Genomic DNA, 13,577 nt, shown 5'->3' with positions numbered 1-13,577 from the left:
GCTGCCGGGCAATTGACGCCCGCAAGCGCTCGCCATTACGCTTGCGCGCTGATGGTTCCCGGAGACGGGATCAAAAGGGAACGCAGGGAGGCCATGCCTCGAATCTGCGGCTGCCCCCGCAACTGTAAGCGGCGAATCCGCGCCACCGCATGCCACTGGGAGACCGGGAAGGCCGGCGCGCATAACGACCCGCGAGCCAGGAGACCTGCCATCGACCCGAGGTCCAAGCAGCCGCACCGGGCGGGGTGTCCCGGCGCGCCAGGCACCGCCTTTGGCGGGCGCCCCGTTGCATGGACGGCCCGACCTCAGGACCCTTCCGATGTCCGTACTTGCCGGATCCGCTTCCCCGCCGGAAGCATCGCGCCGCCACGCCGCCCGCATGCGCGGCCGGGCCGCGCCCGTGTGCCGCGCCGCGCCGCCGGCTGTGCCCGGCGAGTGCCGCACGTGCGACGACGACACGCGCCGCGCTCGCCCGCACTGCCCGGCCGCGCGATGACCCGCCCGACGAACCCGCACGGGCCGCACCGCGCCCCGCATACGCTCGCCGTACCCGCAACACGATCACGTTTCGCTGCCCCATGAACCTTCGCCACCTTCTCGCCACGTCCGCCGCCACGGCGCTGCTGTCCCCGCTCGCGCATGCCGCCGGCGACGCGGCGCTCGCGCAGCCGCCGCAGCCCGCGGACGCCACCGACCTGCCGACGATCACCGTGACCGACACGCGGCACCTGCCCGAGTCGTTCGACCAGCGCTATGCGACGACGCAGGTGCTCACGCGTGCCGATCTCGACCGCCTGTCGCCGAGCGACCCGAGCATCACGCAGGCGCTCGCGACGCTGCCGGGCGTGACCGTGTCGCAGAACGGCGGCCCGGGCTCGTCCGCGTCGGTCAGCATCCGCGGCTCGTCGGCCAGCCAGGTCGCGGCCTTCATCGACGGGATCCGGATCGGTTCGCCGACCACCGGCGTCGCGCCGTGGGCCGACCTGCCGACCGACGCGTTCGAGCGCGTCGAGGTGATTTCGGGGCCGGCCGCCGCCTCGTTCGGCGCGAACGCGATGGGCGGCGTCGTGCAGCTGTTCACGCGCCGCGCGGCCGGCCAGCCGAACCAGACCACCGTGTCGTTCGGCGGCGGCTCGAACAAGACCTTCGACACGCAGCTGCGCACGTCGGGCACCGTGCCGTCGACGGGGCCGCTCGCCGCCCTCGGCGGCCTCACGTACGCGCTCGGGCTGCACGACTACAACACGGCCGGCATCGATTCGACGCGGCCCGTGTTGCCGTACCACGAGAACGGCCGCAACCCGTATCACGCGCAGGACCTCGACGCGCGGCTCGGCTATGCGCGCGACAACTGGTCGATCTCGACGTTCGCGCTGTACCACCGCTCCGACCTGTCGTTCGACAACGCGGGCTTCGCGAACCGCGAGCTCGATCATCAACTGACGACCGGCATCGCGTTCCATCTCGACATCACGCCCGACACGCAATTCGACCAGTCGGTCGGTTATGCGAACGACCGTCAGTTCCTGTATGCGAACGATCCGGCCATCGCGACCGACCAGATCGACTCGCAGCGCATCAGCACGTCGACGTCGCTCACGCACCAGGAACATGGCTTCCACCTGTTCGGCCTGCCGCTGTCGGGCGAGACGAAGCTCGCGTACGACTTCACGCGCGAGCAGGCGTTCCTGCCGGTCGACGTGCCGGACGGCGTGCCGACCCGCAACGATTCCGCATTCTCGCTGCATCAGTCGGCCACGCTCGGCAGCGTGACGATGTTCGTCGCGGGCCGCCACGAGATCATCGCGGGCAAAGCCGTGAACACCGGCAACGCGGCACTGTCCTGGGCGATCACGCCGGCGTATGCGGCACGTGTGTCGTACGGCAACGCGTTCCGCCTGCCGTCGTTCAACGACCTCTACTACCCCGGTTACGGCAATCCGGACCTGAATCCCGAGCGCAGCAATACGGTCGAGGCCGCGCTCGACGCGAACACCGCGTACGGCACCTTCAGCGCCGCGATCTACGACACGCGCGTGAGCAACCTGATCGCGTACAACCCCGCGACGTTCTCGCCGGTCAACATCGGCCGCGCGCATATCCGCGGGATCGACCTGTCGTACAAGGGCACGATCGGCCGCTCGACGCCCGTCAGCGTCGCGATCGGGATTCTGAATCCACAGGACGAAACCAACGACGGCTGGCTGAACCGCCGGCCGCGGCAGACCGTCAGCGTGAACGTCGACCACACATGGGACGAGCTGAAGCTGCACGCGCTGAGCACCGGCGCGTCGTTGACCTACGGCGGCACGACGTTCGACGACCCGGCCAACGCGACCTATCTGCCGTCGTATCTGACCGTCAACCTGCGCGCGTCGTACCGGATCAACGCGCATCTGACGGTGTCCGCGTCGCTGTCGAACCTGTTCGACCGTCAGTACATGACCGCATACGGCTACAACACGCTCGGCCGCACCGCGTTCGGCAAGGTCAGCTACACGTTCTGACGCGCGCCGCCGGCCTATCGGCGCCCACGGTCGCGGGCGTCGATGCGTCACGTGCGCATCAGGCTCCGACCGCGCTGCGCACGCCGGCGACCATCTGGATCGCGCCGAACCCGGCAATCACGACGGCCGATACGCGCGACAACCGGTGCATGAACGTCAGCGACATCCTCGTGCGCAACGCGGCGCTCGCGCTGCTCAGGCACAGCCACCACATCGCGGAACCCAGAAACACGCCGGCGACCATCAACGCCACGGTCGGGCCCATCGCGCCGGCCTCCGTGCCCGCCAGCGGCCCGAGCGCCGCGAAGATACCGACGAACGACAGGATCGTCATCGGGTTCGACAGCGTGAGGCCGAACGTCGTCAGGAAATCGCGCAGCACGGTCGTGCGCGGCAAGCCGCCCGGTGGCGCGGAGGCCGCAGGCGCCTGCCGCGCGATGCTCGCGGCGAGCCACACGAGGAATGCGCCGCCGCCGATCTTCAGCGCGACGGTCAGCGCCGGAAACGCGGTGACGATACCGGCGACGCCCAGCGCGCCGAGCAGCCCGTAGAGCGCGTCCGCGCATGCGGCGCCGATGCCCGTCGCGAAGCCCGCCTGAAAACCGCGGCTCAGGCTGCGCTGGATGCACAGCATGCCGATCGGGCCGACCGGCACCGCGATCGACAATCCCATCACGACGGACTTGATGAACAACATGGCCGGCTCCTTGCGAGATGCGATGACTCGAACCGCCATCGTAGGGAAAGTCCGGCCGCCGCCGAAGCCGGTTTTTAAGGAAAAATGGCGGCTTCACCTTAAAAACTCCGCCGCGATGGACGAACTCGACTGGAAGATGCTTGCGCTGCTGCAGGCCAACGGCCGCATCAGCTACACGGAACTGGCGCGCCAGGTTCACCTGTCGGTGCCGGCGGTGACGGAGCGCGTGAAGCGCCTCGAATCGGCCGGCGTGATCGACGGCTATACGGCGCGCGTCAATCCGGCCGCGGCCGGCTACCCGGTGAGCGCGCTGATCGGCATCACGGTGCCGCAGCCGGCGAAGGCGAAATTCCTGAAGCTGCTGGAAACGATCCCCGAAGTGGTCGAGTGCCATCACGTGACCGGCGCCGATTCGTACGTGATGCGGTTCGTCGCGGTCAGCATGGCGCACCTCGAGCAACTGATCGAGCGCATCAACCTGTACGGCGAAACGCGCACGTCGATCGTGATGTCGACGCCGCTGCCGGCGCGCGGGCTTGCGCGTCCCGCCGCGGCGATCAAAGGCATGCGGGGGTGACAGGACGCCCCGCGCTGCGCGATGCTGTGCAAAGCGCACCCTGCACGAACCGGACACCCTGCCATGTCAGTCATCGGACTCAATCATTACAACCTGCGCGCGGATCGGGCGACGCTCGAGACGCTGCGCGATTTCTACGTGAATGTCGTGGGCCTCGAACCCGGCCATCGGCCGCCGTTCCGGAGCGCCGGCTACTGGCTGTACGCGGGCACGCAGGCGATCCTTCATCTGTCGGAAGCCCGGCCGGGCGAGATGCGGCCGTCGCACGCGGTCAATACGTTCGATCATGTGGCGTTTTCGTGCGAGAACGCCGCGGGCATGGAACGGCGCCTCGCCGATGCGCAGGTCCGCTACTCGCGCACCTACGTGCCGCTCACGCGCCAACTCCAGCTCTTTTTTGCCGATCCGGCCGGGAATGGTGTCGAGTTGAATTTCACGCAGCCGGAGGACGTTTCCGGTGACGACGCGCGTTAGCGCGGCATCGTCGCTTGCGAATCCGGCGTCGTCGTCGGACGCCATGCTTCCGCGGGCCGCGTGACGGCAGCGTCTTCGCGCCGGACGCGTCCTGGTTCCGGCCCGGGCCATGCCGACACGGACGGCGACGCGTCGAGCAAGGGGATGCCGACTGCGACGCGGATCGGCGCGCGCGCGGCAACCGTATCACCGCGGCTTCACGAGCTTCACGACCGTCAGCGCGCCGTTCACGCGCTCGATGCGGACCTTGACCCTGTCGCCCGCGCGCAGCGAGTCGAGCATCGCCGGGTCGCCGGCCTTGAACGTCATCGTCATCGGCCCCATTCCGACGTTCTCGAGTGCGCCGTGTTTCAGCGTCAGCGTCCCGTGCGCGGCGTCGATCCGCTTCACCTCGGCATCGGTCAATGCCGCATCCGGCGCGGACGACTTCATGTCGCCCCTGTTCATGTCGGACATGCTGCCGGCCGCGCGCACCGGCATTGCCATGACGACGACCATCACGCCGAGCACGGCGACTGCAACGCAGCGGATCTTCATGGAGCCCCTCCCCGGCCGCAGCATGATGAACGCGCGCGTCACACCAGCAACGTCGCGACCGCCCACGAGATCAGCACGACGCCCAGCGCGCGGCCGACCTGCTCGCCGCCCGGCAGCACCTTCTCGACGAGCACGATCAGCGACAACGCGACGATCCACACGACGTTCATCACGCCGCCGACGAACAGCAGCGCCATCAGCAGCCAGCAACAGCCGACGCAATACGCGCCATGACGCGCGCCGAGCACGAAACTGCCGACGACACCCGGGCGCCAGCAGGTCGCGAGAAACCGCACCGGCGACCGGCATTGCCGCAGGCACGCGCGTTTCAGCGGAGAAAACTGATAGACGCCGGCCAGCGCGAGGACGAGCGCGGACAGCGTCGCGCTCTTCGACCACCACATCATCCCGGAGATCAGGCCGGCGGGCTGCAGCAGCATCTGCAGCACGGCCGCGCCCACCGAGAACGCGAGCCACGCGGCCAGATAGCCGGCCAGCAGCAACGCCGACGTGAGCGCCGCGCCCGATCCGTCCACACCGTGATGCCGCAGCACGCGGCGGTACAGCAGCACGAGCGGTGCCGCGGCAGGCGTCATCATCGCGATCATCATCACCCACCACATCACGATCACGGTGGCCAGCGACGGCGCCATCGCGCTCATGTCGTCGGCGAGCCGATGCGGGAACAACGCGAGCGCCGTCATGTCCCGCGCGGACATGCCGGTGCCGGCGCCCATCCACAGATACGCGCCGCACGCACCGACGAGCGCCGCCATGCCGACCAGCGTGACGACACGCTCGCGCCGCAGGACGTCGTCGAGGACGATCATGCCGTGGCGCGATGCCGGATCAGCCCGTGGTTGTTCATGTGCAACCGCGCGAACTGCGCATAGGTGCGCTCGAGATCGAGCTCGATGTGGCCGCGCGATCGGCTGGTGCCCGAACCGATTTCCGCGAGCTCGTATTCGAAGCCGTGCGGCAGGTCGATCCGCGCGCGATGTTCGGCGCCCGTCACCGGATTGCGGATCGGTTCGCCGACGAGGTCGAACACGCCGTCGACGCTGATCCGGCCGCGCCGCGCATCGACATCGACGTCGAATTCGATCTTCGCGAAGATCGGTTCGTACGCCTGTTCGAGCGTCGACGCGAACACCGAGAACATCGTCGCGAATGGATCGGTATCCTGACCGGTCATGATCTTCAAGACGGCCTCGCATTGCGCGGGGCTCGCACGCTCGTCGACGATCGGCTGGCAACGGCCGTGGCCTTCGTGAATCGGCCCGGGCCACTGAAACACGACCGCGATCCGGACGCCGTCGAGCACCACGTCGCCGTAGTGACCGCTGTCGATCGAAATCGCACCCATCGCTTCGCAGTGGCCGTGCGTCGGCAGCGAATTGAACTGGCACGGGCAACCGTATGAGCAATTGCAGTTGATCAGCTCGGTTCCCTGAATCTCCCACGGTGTCATGGCTTCACCTCGCGCGGTCGGTGGCACGTAATGCTTCGAATCTAGTGCACCGCACAGGGAAAGCAAAGGACGCGCGATACGCGGTAAAACCGGGCTCCACGCGGCGTGCAACGGCCGTGCGCCGACGAATTCGTCGCACCGTCACGCAGCCGCATCGATGCGCGTCGCACGGCAGGAAACGCAGCGGTCGATCGAGCGTGTTCGAACCGGTGCGGCCGGGGCCGCGACCGCTGCCGCGTCACTGCAAATGCGGGCACCGCGCATCGGTCCTGGTCCATACTGTCTCGCAATCGACGACTGCCCCGGCCGTCGACGCTGCTCCCGGATGCCCGTCATGCGCATTCAAAGTGCATTGCTGTTCCTCGTCGGCACCCTGCTCACCGCAGGCGGCTACGGCGCGACCTTCCTGCTGTCGATGCGCTTCCATGCCATCGGCGGTAGCGATCTCGATACCGGCGCCGCACTGGCCGCGGCGACGGTCGGCACGTTCGCCGGCTTGTCGTTCGTCGGCTGGTTCTCGCAACAGATCGGCACGGCACGCATCGCCGCGCTGTCGTCGCTGTGCATCGGCACCGGCATCGTCGGCTTCGCGCTCGTCGGGCGCGCGCCGCACGCCGACCTGCCGTCCGGCTTTCTGGTCGGCTTCGGCTGGGGCGCGTTTCACCTCGCCGCGCCGATGTCGCTCGCCGAGCGCACCAGCGGCGCCGAGCGCAACGTGTGGTTTTTCCGGTCGGCAACCTTTCAGATGACCGGAATCGGTGCGTCGCCGGCGTTTGCCGCGTATGCGATGCGGCTGCTGCACTGGTCGATCGACGACACGCTCTATGCGGTCGGCGCGCTGTGCGTGCTCGCGTCGCTGATGCTGGAGGCGTTCGGCCGCCAGTCTCCGCGCCCGCCCGCCGCGCCGTCCGGCGGCCGCTGGGTACGCGAGCTTCCCGCCATCTCGCGCACGCGCGCGGCCGTGCCGATCGCGATGATCGCGCTCGGCACCTGCGTGTTTTCGGGGCTGATGACGTTCCAGATGTCGTTCGTGCAAGGCACGCAAGCGCGTGCCGGCACATTCTTCAGCCTTTACACGCTCACCGTAATCAGCGTGCGCTGGCTGCTCAGCAGATGGGTCCGGATGGCGCGCCCGGCCACGGCGACCAAGGGCCTGCTCGTGACGATGCTGCTCGGTGCGCTCGCGATGCTCGGCGCTTCTGCGCACGCGTCGTTCCAGTCGATCGCGGCCGTGCTGCTCGGCGCCGGCTACGGGCTCGTGTACCCGGTCATCCAGGCGCAGGCGCTCGACGACTGCGCGGACACGCAGCAGCACGGCGTGCTGACGTGGTTCGTCGCGTCGTATTTCATCGGCACGTTCGGCTTTCCGTCGGTCGGCGGCTGGGTGATGGTTCACGCGGGCAAGGTGGCGTTGCTGATGCTGATCGCGAGCTGCGGGCTGGCGGCGCTGTCGCTCGCGATCCTGCACGACCGGCCGGCGCCGGTGCGCACGCATTAGGCGGCCGCGTGGTCAACCTTGCTTCTTCGGCGCGCGTGCGACGGCGAACCACGCCATCACCGCGCCCGCGACCCACGCGCAGGTCAGCAGCAGGTCGAAATCCATCATCCCTTCGAAATTCGCGGTGTTTTCGAAGCTGCAATGCCGGCTGCCGCGCGATTCGATGCAACCCGTGATGATCCACTGGATGTGCATGAACACGTGATAGAACGCGAAAGTCGAGGCGATGATGGCGACGCGCAGGCGTATAGGTGTTTTCATTCGGCGTCGAAGGCGAAGGACTGAGCTGACGCCGATCTTATGACAACGACGCCGCATCAGGCAATCCATCGGACCCGAACCATCGGGCCGGCATGCACGCGGGCGCTACACCATCCGCATAAACCCGGAGAAAAGCCATGACCGAACCCCACAGGATCGCGCTCGTCGTCGATCCGGCCTGCGGTGAGCGCATTCGTGAAATTGCCGGCGGTGTCCGGCATACGTGGGTCGTGACGAGCGATGCGAACGATCCGGTCGTCGAGCGGATCCGGCACGAATCGCGCACGACCCGCATGGCCGGCGATGCAGGCGGCGTCACGAAGTTCATCCGCTACGGCGACGATCCGGAAAGCTGGGGCGAGCACATGCTCGACGCGATCGAAGATCACCATGGCGGCCAGTCGTCACATCCGTGCTACACGGCACTCGACGTTCATGGCACTGCGCTTTCCCGCCGCCTTCGCGCGGCGCTCACCGAACGCGGGTTTGCAGCGTTCATGCCAACGAGCGACGGCTTTCTCGCCGTCAGGCTCGCGTGGTCTGACGAATGACCCGCGGCGCGTGCGTGCCGTCGATCTCCTTGAGCGTCTTCAGGCAATCGGCCGCCAACTGCTGATAGATCCGCGTGCCGTTCGCCTTCGCGGCGATCTCCGTGTCGCTCAGCTGCCGCACCACGCGCGCCGGCACGCCGGCGAGCAGCACGCCGCGCGGCACGTCGTAGCCGGCCTTCACGAACGCGCACGCCGCGACGATCGTGGTCGCGCCGATCGTCGCGCCGTCCATCACGACCGCGTTCATCCCGATCAGCGTGTCCGGCTCGAGCGTCGCGCCGTGCACGATCGCACCGTGGCCGACGTGGCTGTTCACGCCGAGCCGGCACGTGTCGCCGATGCCGACGTGCAGCACGCAGCCGTCTTGCACGTTGCTGCCGTCGCCGATGACGATCGCACCGAAATCGCCGCGCAGGCTCGCATGCGGACCGATGTAGCAGCGCGCGCCGATCGTCACGTCGCCGATCACGACCGCGCTCGGATGCACGTATGCGGACGGATCGACGCGCGGGCGCATCCCGTTGAATTCGAACAGCGGCATCGCTCAGAGCACCGCGGCTGCTTCGGGCACGAGCGTGAACAGGTCGCCGACCACACCGTAGTCGGCCACACTGAAGATCGGCGCGTCCGGATCCTTGTTGATCGCGACGATCACCTTCGAATCCTTCATCCCGGCCAGATGCTGGATCGCACCGGAGATGCCGACCGCGATGTACAGCTGCGGCGCGACGATCTTGCCGGTCTGGCCGACCTGATAGTCGTTCGGCACGTACCCGGCGTCGACGGCCGCGCGCGATGCGCCGAGCGCTGCCGACAGCTTGTCGGCCAGCGGCTCCAGCACCAACGCGAAGTTCTCGCCGCTGCCCAGACCGCGGCCGCCCGACACGACGATGTTCGCGCTGGTGAGTTCGGGGCGATCGAGTTTCGTCACCTCGCGGCTGATGAACCGCGAAACGCCCGCATCCGCAGCGGCTTCGATCCTGTCGATCGACGCGCTGCCGCCTTGCGCCGCCACCGGATCGAAACCCGTCGCACGCACCGTGATCACCTTGACCGGATCGCTCGACTGCACCGTCGCGATCGCGTTGCCCGCGTAGATCGGGCGCTCGAACGTATCGGCCGCCACCACCGCAGTGATCTCGGAGATCTGCGCGACGTCCAGCTTCGCGGCGATGCGCGGTGCGATGTTCTTGCCGTAGGCCGTCGCCGGCGCGAGGATGTGCGAGTAGTTCGACGCGATCGTCAGCACGGTTGCCTCGACGTTTTCCGCGAGGCCTTCGGCCAGTTGCGGCGCGTCGGCGAGCAGCACCTTCGAAACACCTGCGATCTTTGCTGCTGCATCGGCCGCCGCTTGCGCGTTGTGGCCCGCGACCAGCACGTGGATGTCACCGCCGATCTTCGCCGCCGCTGCGACCGCGTTCAGCGTCGCGGGCTTGATCGACGCGTTGCCCCCCAACGGGGCTTCCTTCGGTGCGTCGCACTCTGCAATCACCAGAATCGTCATGTCCGTCCGCTCCCTGTTACAGCACCCTGGCTTCGGTCTTCAGCTTGTCGACCAGCGTCTTCACGTCCGGCACCTTCACACCGGCCGCGCGCTTCGGCGGCTCGTTCACGTTGAGCACCTTCAGGCGCGGCGTCACGTCCACGCCGAGGTCGGCGGGCTTCACCGTTTCCAGCGGCTTCTTCTTCGCCTTCATGATGTTCGGCAGCGTCACGTAGCGCGGCTCGTTCAGGCGCAGGTCGGTCGTGACCACGGCCGGCAGCGTCAGCGACAGCGTTTCCGCGCCGCCGTCGACTTCGCGTGCAACCGTGGCCTTGCCGTCGGCGATCGTGACCTTCGATGCGAACGTCGCTTGCGGCAGCCCTGCGAGCGCAGCCAGCATCTGGCCCGTCTGGTTCGAATCGTCGTCGATCGCCTGCTTGCCGACGATCACCAGTTGCGGCTGCTCTCTGTCGACCAGCGCATTCAGCACCTTCGCGACGCCGAGCGGCTCGACCGCGTCGTTCGCTTCGACGAGGATCGCGCGATCCGCGCCGATCGCCAGCGCCGTGCGCAACGTTTCCTGCGCTTGCGCGACACCGACCGACACGGCCACCACCTCCGTCACGATGCCCGCCTCCTTCAGCCGCACCGCTTCTTCCACCGCGATTTCGTCGAACGGGTTCATCGACATCTTCACGTTCGCGATGTCGACGCCGGTGCGGTCGGACTTCACGCCGACCTTCACGTTCGCGTCGGCCACGCGCTTCACTGCCACGAGCACTTTCAACTGCGTGTCTCCTGTTTCGTTGCGACTGCCGCGGCGCGTCAGCGCGCGGTGTATCCGCCGTCGATCACGAGTTCCGCGCCGGTCACGTAGCGCCCGGCCGGCGACACGAGATACAGGATGCCGGCCGCGATGTCGCGCGGACTGCCGATCTTCGCCATCGGCACGTTCGTCTGCATGTATTCGAACGCGCGGTCCGGATCCTGGCCCATCTGGCGGAACGCATCCTCGAGCATCGGCGTGCGGATATAGCCGGGATGCACGGAGTTCGCGCGGATGTTCTTCGCCGCATACAGCATCGCATCGACCTTCGCCATCATCCGCACCGCGGCCTTCGACGCGTGATACGCGGGCACGTCCGGGCCGCCGACGATCCCGTACATCGACGACAGGTTCACGATCGAGCCGCCGCCTGCCGCGTCGATGTGCGGAATCGCCGCGCGCGTGCACAGGAACACGCCGTTGACGTTCACGTCCTGCACGCGCTGCCATTGCGCGAGCGTCAGTTCGTGCGTCGGCACGTTGTGACCTTCGATGCCCGCGTTGTTCACGAGCACTTCGAGGCGCCCGAAGCGCGCGACGATCTCGCCGAACACGCGCGCGACGTCGGCCTCGTGCGTCACGTCGAGCGACCAGAACGCGGCCTGCCCGCCCTGCGCGCGAATCTCGTCGACGAGCGCTTCCGCCGGCTGCGACAGCACGTCGAGAATCGCGACGCTCGCGCCGGCCGCGGCCAGCGTGCGTGCCGTTTCCGCGCCGATGCCGCGCGCGCCGCCGGTGATCGCGGCCACCTTGCCGCGCAGGTCGAACAGGTCTTCGATGAGTTTCATCACGTCTCCAGGTAGTCAGGCGGAACGACCCCGAACGGGCCGGCCATCAAGGGCAGCCAGTGTTATCGCGCATTCGTCGCAGCGAGGAAATCGATGCATTCCCGGTTGAAATACGCCGCATGCTCGACCATCACCCAGTGCCCGCAGCGGTTCAACAGCACGAAGCGCGCATCGCGGCAGCGTTCGAGGAACGTCAGCGCGCCGCCGACCGGATTGAAGCGGTCGTCCGTGCCCCAGAAGCCGAGCACCGGGCAGCGCAGGTCGCCGAGCGCGCCCGTCAGGTTCGGCACGCTCATCGTCGACAGCACCTCGGTCGGCTGCTCGACGCACACCGTCATCCGCTCGGCGACGAGCGCGTCGGTGACGATCGCCGGATCGTGCACGAGCAGCGTCAGCAGCTCGCGCATGGTGTCGTCATTCATCTGGCGATTGGTGAACAGCTTCACCATCCGCTGGATCCCTTCCATCCGGAAATAGGTGTCGCGATCCTCGACGCCGCCCGGCGCCATCATGATCAGCCCGTCGACTTCCTCGGGGTAATCGAGCGCGTATTTCAGCGCGATCGCGCCGCCGAGCGAGTTGCCGAGCAGCACGGCCGGCCCGACGCCGAGCGCGGCGAGCTGCGCATGCAGCGCGCCGACGAAGAAATCGAGCGTATAGGCGACGTCGGACGGTTTCGACGACTGCCCGTAGCCCGGCAGGTCGACGACGATCGCGCGATGGCCGGCGGCCGCGAACGCCGGGTAGTTGTGCTTGAAGTTGCTGAAACCGCTGGCGCCCGGGCCGCTGCCGTGGATGAACACCACCGGCCGGCCGTCGCCCGCTTCGAAATGATGCAGGCGCAGGCCGCCCGGTACGTCGGTGAAGATGCCGGCCGGCGGCGTCGTGGGGGTCGTCATCGCGGGTTGTCTCCTTCGTCGGTCGATCGATGCGTGCCACGATGATTGCGCCGTCGGCGCCGGCCGGCATCATCCTTTCAGACTACGAAGCCGCGCGCGCTTGTTCCTATCATCGGGCCACCAAACGGAGGCAGACGATGAACGGATTCGACTACAGCGGCAACACGGTGCTCGTGACGGGCGGCACCAAGGGCATCGGGCGGCGCATCGCCGAGCGGTTTCTCGCGGCCGGCGCGCGCGTGTTCGTGTGCGGACGCAGCGCGCCCGGCACGCTGCCTTCGGCCGGCGGCCGCACGGCCACGTTCGTCGCGGCCGACCTGCGCGACATCGAGCAGGTCGATGCGCTGCTCGCGACGATCCACGACGCGGCCGACGGCCTCGACGTGCTCGTCAACAACGCGGGCGGTTCGCCGTTCGCGCTCGCGGCCGACGCATCGCCGCGCTTCACCGAATCGATCGTGCGGCTGAACCTGATCGCGCCGCTGCAGCTCGCGCAGCGCGTGAACGCGATCATGCAGCCGCAGCCGCACGGCGGCGTGATGCTGTTCATCGGCAGTGTGAGCGCATCGCGGCCGTCGCCCGGCACCGCGGCGTACGGCGCCGCGAAGGCCGGGCTCGTCAACGCAGTCGCGTCGCTCGCAGTCGAATGGGCGCCGCGCGTGCGCGTATGCGCGATCAGCCCGAGCCTCGTGCAGACCGAATCCGCGGCCGAAGGCCACTACGGCGACGACGCGGCACTCGACGCGATCCGCGCGACGATTCCGGCCGGACGGCTCGCGACGCCCGACGATGTCGCATCCGCGTGCCTGTTCCTCGCGTCGCCCGACGCGTCGTACGCGTCGGGCGCGAACCTGCGGCTCGACGGCGGCGGCGAACGGCCGGCGTTCCTGTCGGCGGCGCAGGCGCAAACGCGATGATGCGTACGGCGCCCGCAGCGGCGTTCGATCGTTGCCAGTCCTAGGGAAGTCATCTAGTTCATTTTGACGATTCCCTGCTACCGCGATCTCC

The 13,577-nt window shown here is 68.0% G+C and carries 16 protein-coding genes and 1 riboswitch; of the genes, 6 read left to right on the top strand and 10 right to left on the bottom strand.

Annotated features, from left to right (window positions below; all coding sequences use genetic code 11):
• The first annotated feature begins 35 nt into the window (after window positions 1–35).
• Window positions 36–227: riboswitch (cobalamin riboswitch) on the top strand.
• A gap of 351 nt (window positions 228–578) precedes the next feature.
• Window positions 579–2,507: a TonB-dependent receptor domain-containing protein gene (locus Q3A80_RS05640; protein ID WP_446328076.1), complete on the top strand. Its 1,929-nt coding sequence runs from the start codon at window positions 579–581 to the stop codon at window positions 2,505–2,507.
• A 58-nt stretch (window positions 2,508–2,565) separates the two neighbouring features.
• Here the strand turns inward: Q3A80_RS05640 and Q3A80_RS05635 are convergent, their stop codons facing one another.
• On the bottom strand, window positions 2,566–3,204 hold the full coding sequence (locus tag Q3A80_RS05635; RefSeq protein WP_446328075.1) for a LysE/ArgO family amino acid transporter: 639 nt from the start codon (window positions 3,202–3,204) through the stop codon (window positions 2,566–2,568).
• 115 nt (window positions 3,205–3,319) lie between these two features.
• On the opposite strand from Q3A80_RS05635, the gene Q3A80_RS05630 reads away from it, so the two are divergent.
• On the top strand, window positions 3,320–3,781 hold the full coding sequence (locus Q3A80_RS05630; RefSeq protein ID WP_446328074.1) for an Lrp/AsnC family transcriptional regulator: 462 nt from the start codon (window positions 3,320–3,322) through the stop codon (window positions 3,779–3,781).
• Between the two features lie 63 nt (window positions 3,782–3,844).
• On the top strand, window positions 3,845–4,255 hold the full coding sequence (locus tag Q3A80_RS05625; RefSeq protein ID WP_446328073.1) for a VOC family protein: 411 nt from the start codon (window positions 3,845–3,847) through the stop codon (window positions 4,253–4,255).
• A gap of 186 nt (window positions 4,256–4,441) precedes the next feature.
• Here Q3A80_RS05625 and Q3A80_RS05620 read toward each other — a convergent pair whose 3' ends face one another.
• Genes Q3A80_RS05620 through Q3A80_RS05610 form a run of 3 tightly spaced genes read right to left on the bottom strand, consistent with a single transcriptional unit; the run spans window position 4,442 to window position 6,263 of the window.
• Complete coding sequence (locus Q3A80_RS05620; protein ID WP_446328072.1) at window positions 4,442–4,792, bottom strand: copper-binding protein; 351 nt, start codon at window positions 4,790–4,792, stop codon at window positions 4,442–4,444.
• Window positions 4,793–4,830: 38 nt separating this feature from the next.
• Window positions 4,831–5,622, bottom strand: coding sequence for a DUF2182 domain-containing protein (locus Q3A80_RS05615; protein WP_446328071.1), 792 nt, complete (start codon window positions 5,620–5,622; stop codon window positions 4,831–4,833).
• Window positions 5,619–6,263, bottom strand: coding sequence for a DUF1326 domain-containing protein (locus tag Q3A80_RS05610; RefSeq protein ID WP_446328070.1), 645 nt, complete (start codon window positions 6,261–6,263; stop codon window positions 5,619–5,621). Before Q3A80_RS05610 ends, Q3A80_RS05615 begins: the two co-directional genes overlap by 4 nt.
• 334 nt (window positions 6,264–6,597) lie before the next feature.
• On the opposite strand from Q3A80_RS05610, the gene Q3A80_RS05605 reads away from it, so the two are divergent.
• Window positions 6,598–7,761 (top strand): MFS transporter, encoded by a 1,164-nt coding sequence (locus tag Q3A80_RS05605; protein ID WP_446328069.1) that lies wholly within the window; start codon window positions 6,598–6,600, stop codon window positions 7,759–7,761.
• Between the two features lie 12 nt (window positions 7,762–7,773).
• On the opposite strand, the gene Q3A80_RS05600 is transcribed toward Q3A80_RS05605, so the two are convergent.
• Window positions 7,774–8,022: a hypothetical protein gene (locus tag Q3A80_RS05600; protein WP_446328068.1), complete on the bottom strand. Its 249-nt coding sequence runs from the start codon at window positions 8,020–8,022 to the stop codon at window positions 7,774–7,776.
• Between the two features lie 137 nt (window positions 8,023–8,159).
• Here Q3A80_RS05600 and Q3A80_RS05595 point away from each other — a divergent pair, with 137 nt between their 5' ends.
• Window positions 8,160–8,573 carry a hypothetical protein gene (locus Q3A80_RS05595; protein WP_446328067.1) on the top strand — a complete coding sequence of 138 codons (414 nt, stop codon included), beginning with the start codon at window positions 8,160–8,162 and terminating at the stop codon, window positions 8,571–8,573.
• On the opposite strand, the gene Q3A80_RS05590 is transcribed toward Q3A80_RS05595, so the two are convergent.
• From Q3A80_RS05590 to Q3A80_RS05570, 5 genes are all read right to left on the bottom strand, one after another.
• The gene (locus Q3A80_RS05590) at window positions 8,548–9,114 is read right to left on the bottom strand and encodes an acyltransferase (protein WP_446328066.1); all 567 of its coding nucleotides are present in this window, start codon (window positions 9,112–9,114) and stop codon (window positions 8,548–8,550) included. The genes Q3A80_RS05595 and Q3A80_RS05590 overlap by 26 nt on opposite strands.
• A 3-nt stretch (window positions 9,115–9,117) precedes the next feature.
• On the bottom strand, window positions 9,118–10,077 hold the full coding sequence (locus Q3A80_RS05585) for an electron transfer flavoprotein subunit alpha/FixB family protein (protein ID WP_446328065.1): 960 nt from the start codon (window positions 10,075–10,077) through the stop codon (window positions 9,118–9,120).
• Window positions 10,078–10,093: 16 nt separating this feature from the next.
• Window positions 10,094–10,843, bottom strand: a complete 750-nt coding sequence (locus Q3A80_RS05580; protein ID WP_446328064.1) for an electron transfer flavoprotein subunit beta/FixA family protein — start codon at window positions 10,841–10,843, stop codon at window positions 10,094–10,096.
• A gap of 38 nt (window positions 10,844–10,881) precedes the next feature.
• A complete protein-coding gene (locus Q3A80_RS05575) occupies window positions 10,882–11,670 on the bottom strand; it encodes an SDR family NAD(P)-dependent oxidoreductase (protein WP_446328063.1) in 789 nt (262 codons plus the stop codon).
• A 62-nt stretch (window positions 11,671–11,732) separates the two neighbouring features.
• Window positions 11,733–12,569, bottom strand: a complete 837-nt coding sequence (locus tag Q3A80_RS05570) for an alpha/beta fold hydrolase (RefSeq protein WP_446328062.1) — start codon at window positions 12,567–12,569, stop codon at window positions 11,733–11,735.
• Window positions 12,570–12,706: 137 nt separating this feature from the next.
• Between Q3A80_RS05570 and Q3A80_RS05565 the strand changes: the two genes are divergently transcribed.
• A complete protein-coding gene (locus Q3A80_RS05565; RefSeq protein WP_446328061.1) occupies window positions 12,707–13,486 on the top strand; it encodes an SDR family oxidoreductase in 780 nt (259 codons plus the stop codon).
• Window positions 13,487–13,577: the final 91 nt, after the last annotated feature.

This window comes from Burkholderia sp. SR8 (assembly GCF_052851275.1).
This window is presented reverse-complemented; position numbering and strand designations above follow the sequence as displayed.

What these genes read in the sequence shown, in the direction of transcription:
- Q3A80_RS05640 (WP_446328076.1), top strand. Translation starts at nt 579, where the DNA reads ATGAACCTTCGCCACCTTCTCGCCACGTCCGCCGCCACGGCGCTGCTG.
- Q3A80_RS05635 (WP_446328075.1), bottom strand. Translation starts at nt 3,204, where the DNA reads ATGTTGTTCATCAAGTCCGTCGTGATGGGATTGTCGATCGCGGTGCCG.
- Q3A80_RS05630 (WP_446328074.1), top strand. Translation starts at nt 3,320, where the DNA reads ATGGACGAACTCGACTGGAAGATGCTTGCGCTGCTGCAGGCCAACGGC.
- Q3A80_RS05625 (WP_446328073.1), top strand. Translation starts at nt 3,845, where the DNA reads ATGTCAGTCATCGGACTCAATCATTACAACCTGCGCGCGGATCGGGCG.
- Q3A80_RS05620 (WP_446328072.1), bottom strand. Translation starts at nt 4,792, where the DNA reads ATGAAGATCCGCTGCGTTGCAGTCGCCGTGCTCGGCGTGATGGTCGTC.
- Q3A80_RS05615 (WP_446328071.1), bottom strand. Translation starts at nt 5,622, where the DNA reads ATGATCGTCCTCGACGACGTCCTGCGGCGCGAGCGTGTCGTCACGCTG.
- Q3A80_RS05610 (WP_446328070.1), bottom strand. Translation starts at nt 6,263, where the DNA reads ATGACACCGTGGGAGATTCAGGGAACCGAGCTGATCAACTGCAATTGC.
- Q3A80_RS05605 (WP_446328069.1), top strand. Translation starts at nt 6,598, where the DNA reads ATGCGCATTCAAAGTGCATTGCTGTTCCTCGTCGGCACCCTGCTCACC.
- Q3A80_RS05600 (WP_446328068.1), bottom strand. Translation starts at nt 8,022, where the DNA reads ATGAAAACACCTATACGCCTGCGCGTCGCCATCATCGCCTCGACTTTC.
- Q3A80_RS05595 (WP_446328067.1), top strand. Translation starts at nt 8,160, where the DNA reads ATGACCGAACCCCACAGGATCGCGCTCGTCGTCGATCCGGCCTGCGGT.
- Q3A80_RS05590 (WP_446328066.1), bottom strand. Translation starts at nt 9,114, where the DNA reads ATGCCGCTGTTCGAATTCAACGGGATGCGCCCGCGCGTCGATCCGTCC.
- Q3A80_RS05585 (WP_446328065.1), bottom strand. Translation starts at nt 10,077, where the DNA reads ATGACGATTCTGGTGATTGCAGAGTGCGACGCACCGAAGGAAGCCCCG.
- Q3A80_RS05575 (WP_446328063.1), bottom strand. Translation starts at nt 11,670, where the DNA reads ATGAAACTCATCGAAGACCTGTTCGACCTGCGCGGCAAGGTGGCCGCG.
- Q3A80_RS05570 (WP_446328062.1), bottom strand. Translation starts at nt 12,569, where the DNA reads ATGACGACCCCCACGACGCCGCCGGCCGGCATCTTCACCGACGTACCG.
- Q3A80_RS05565 (WP_446328061.1), top strand. Translation starts at nt 12,707, where the DNA reads ATGAACGGATTCGACTACAGCGGCAACACGGTGCTCGTGACGGGCGGC.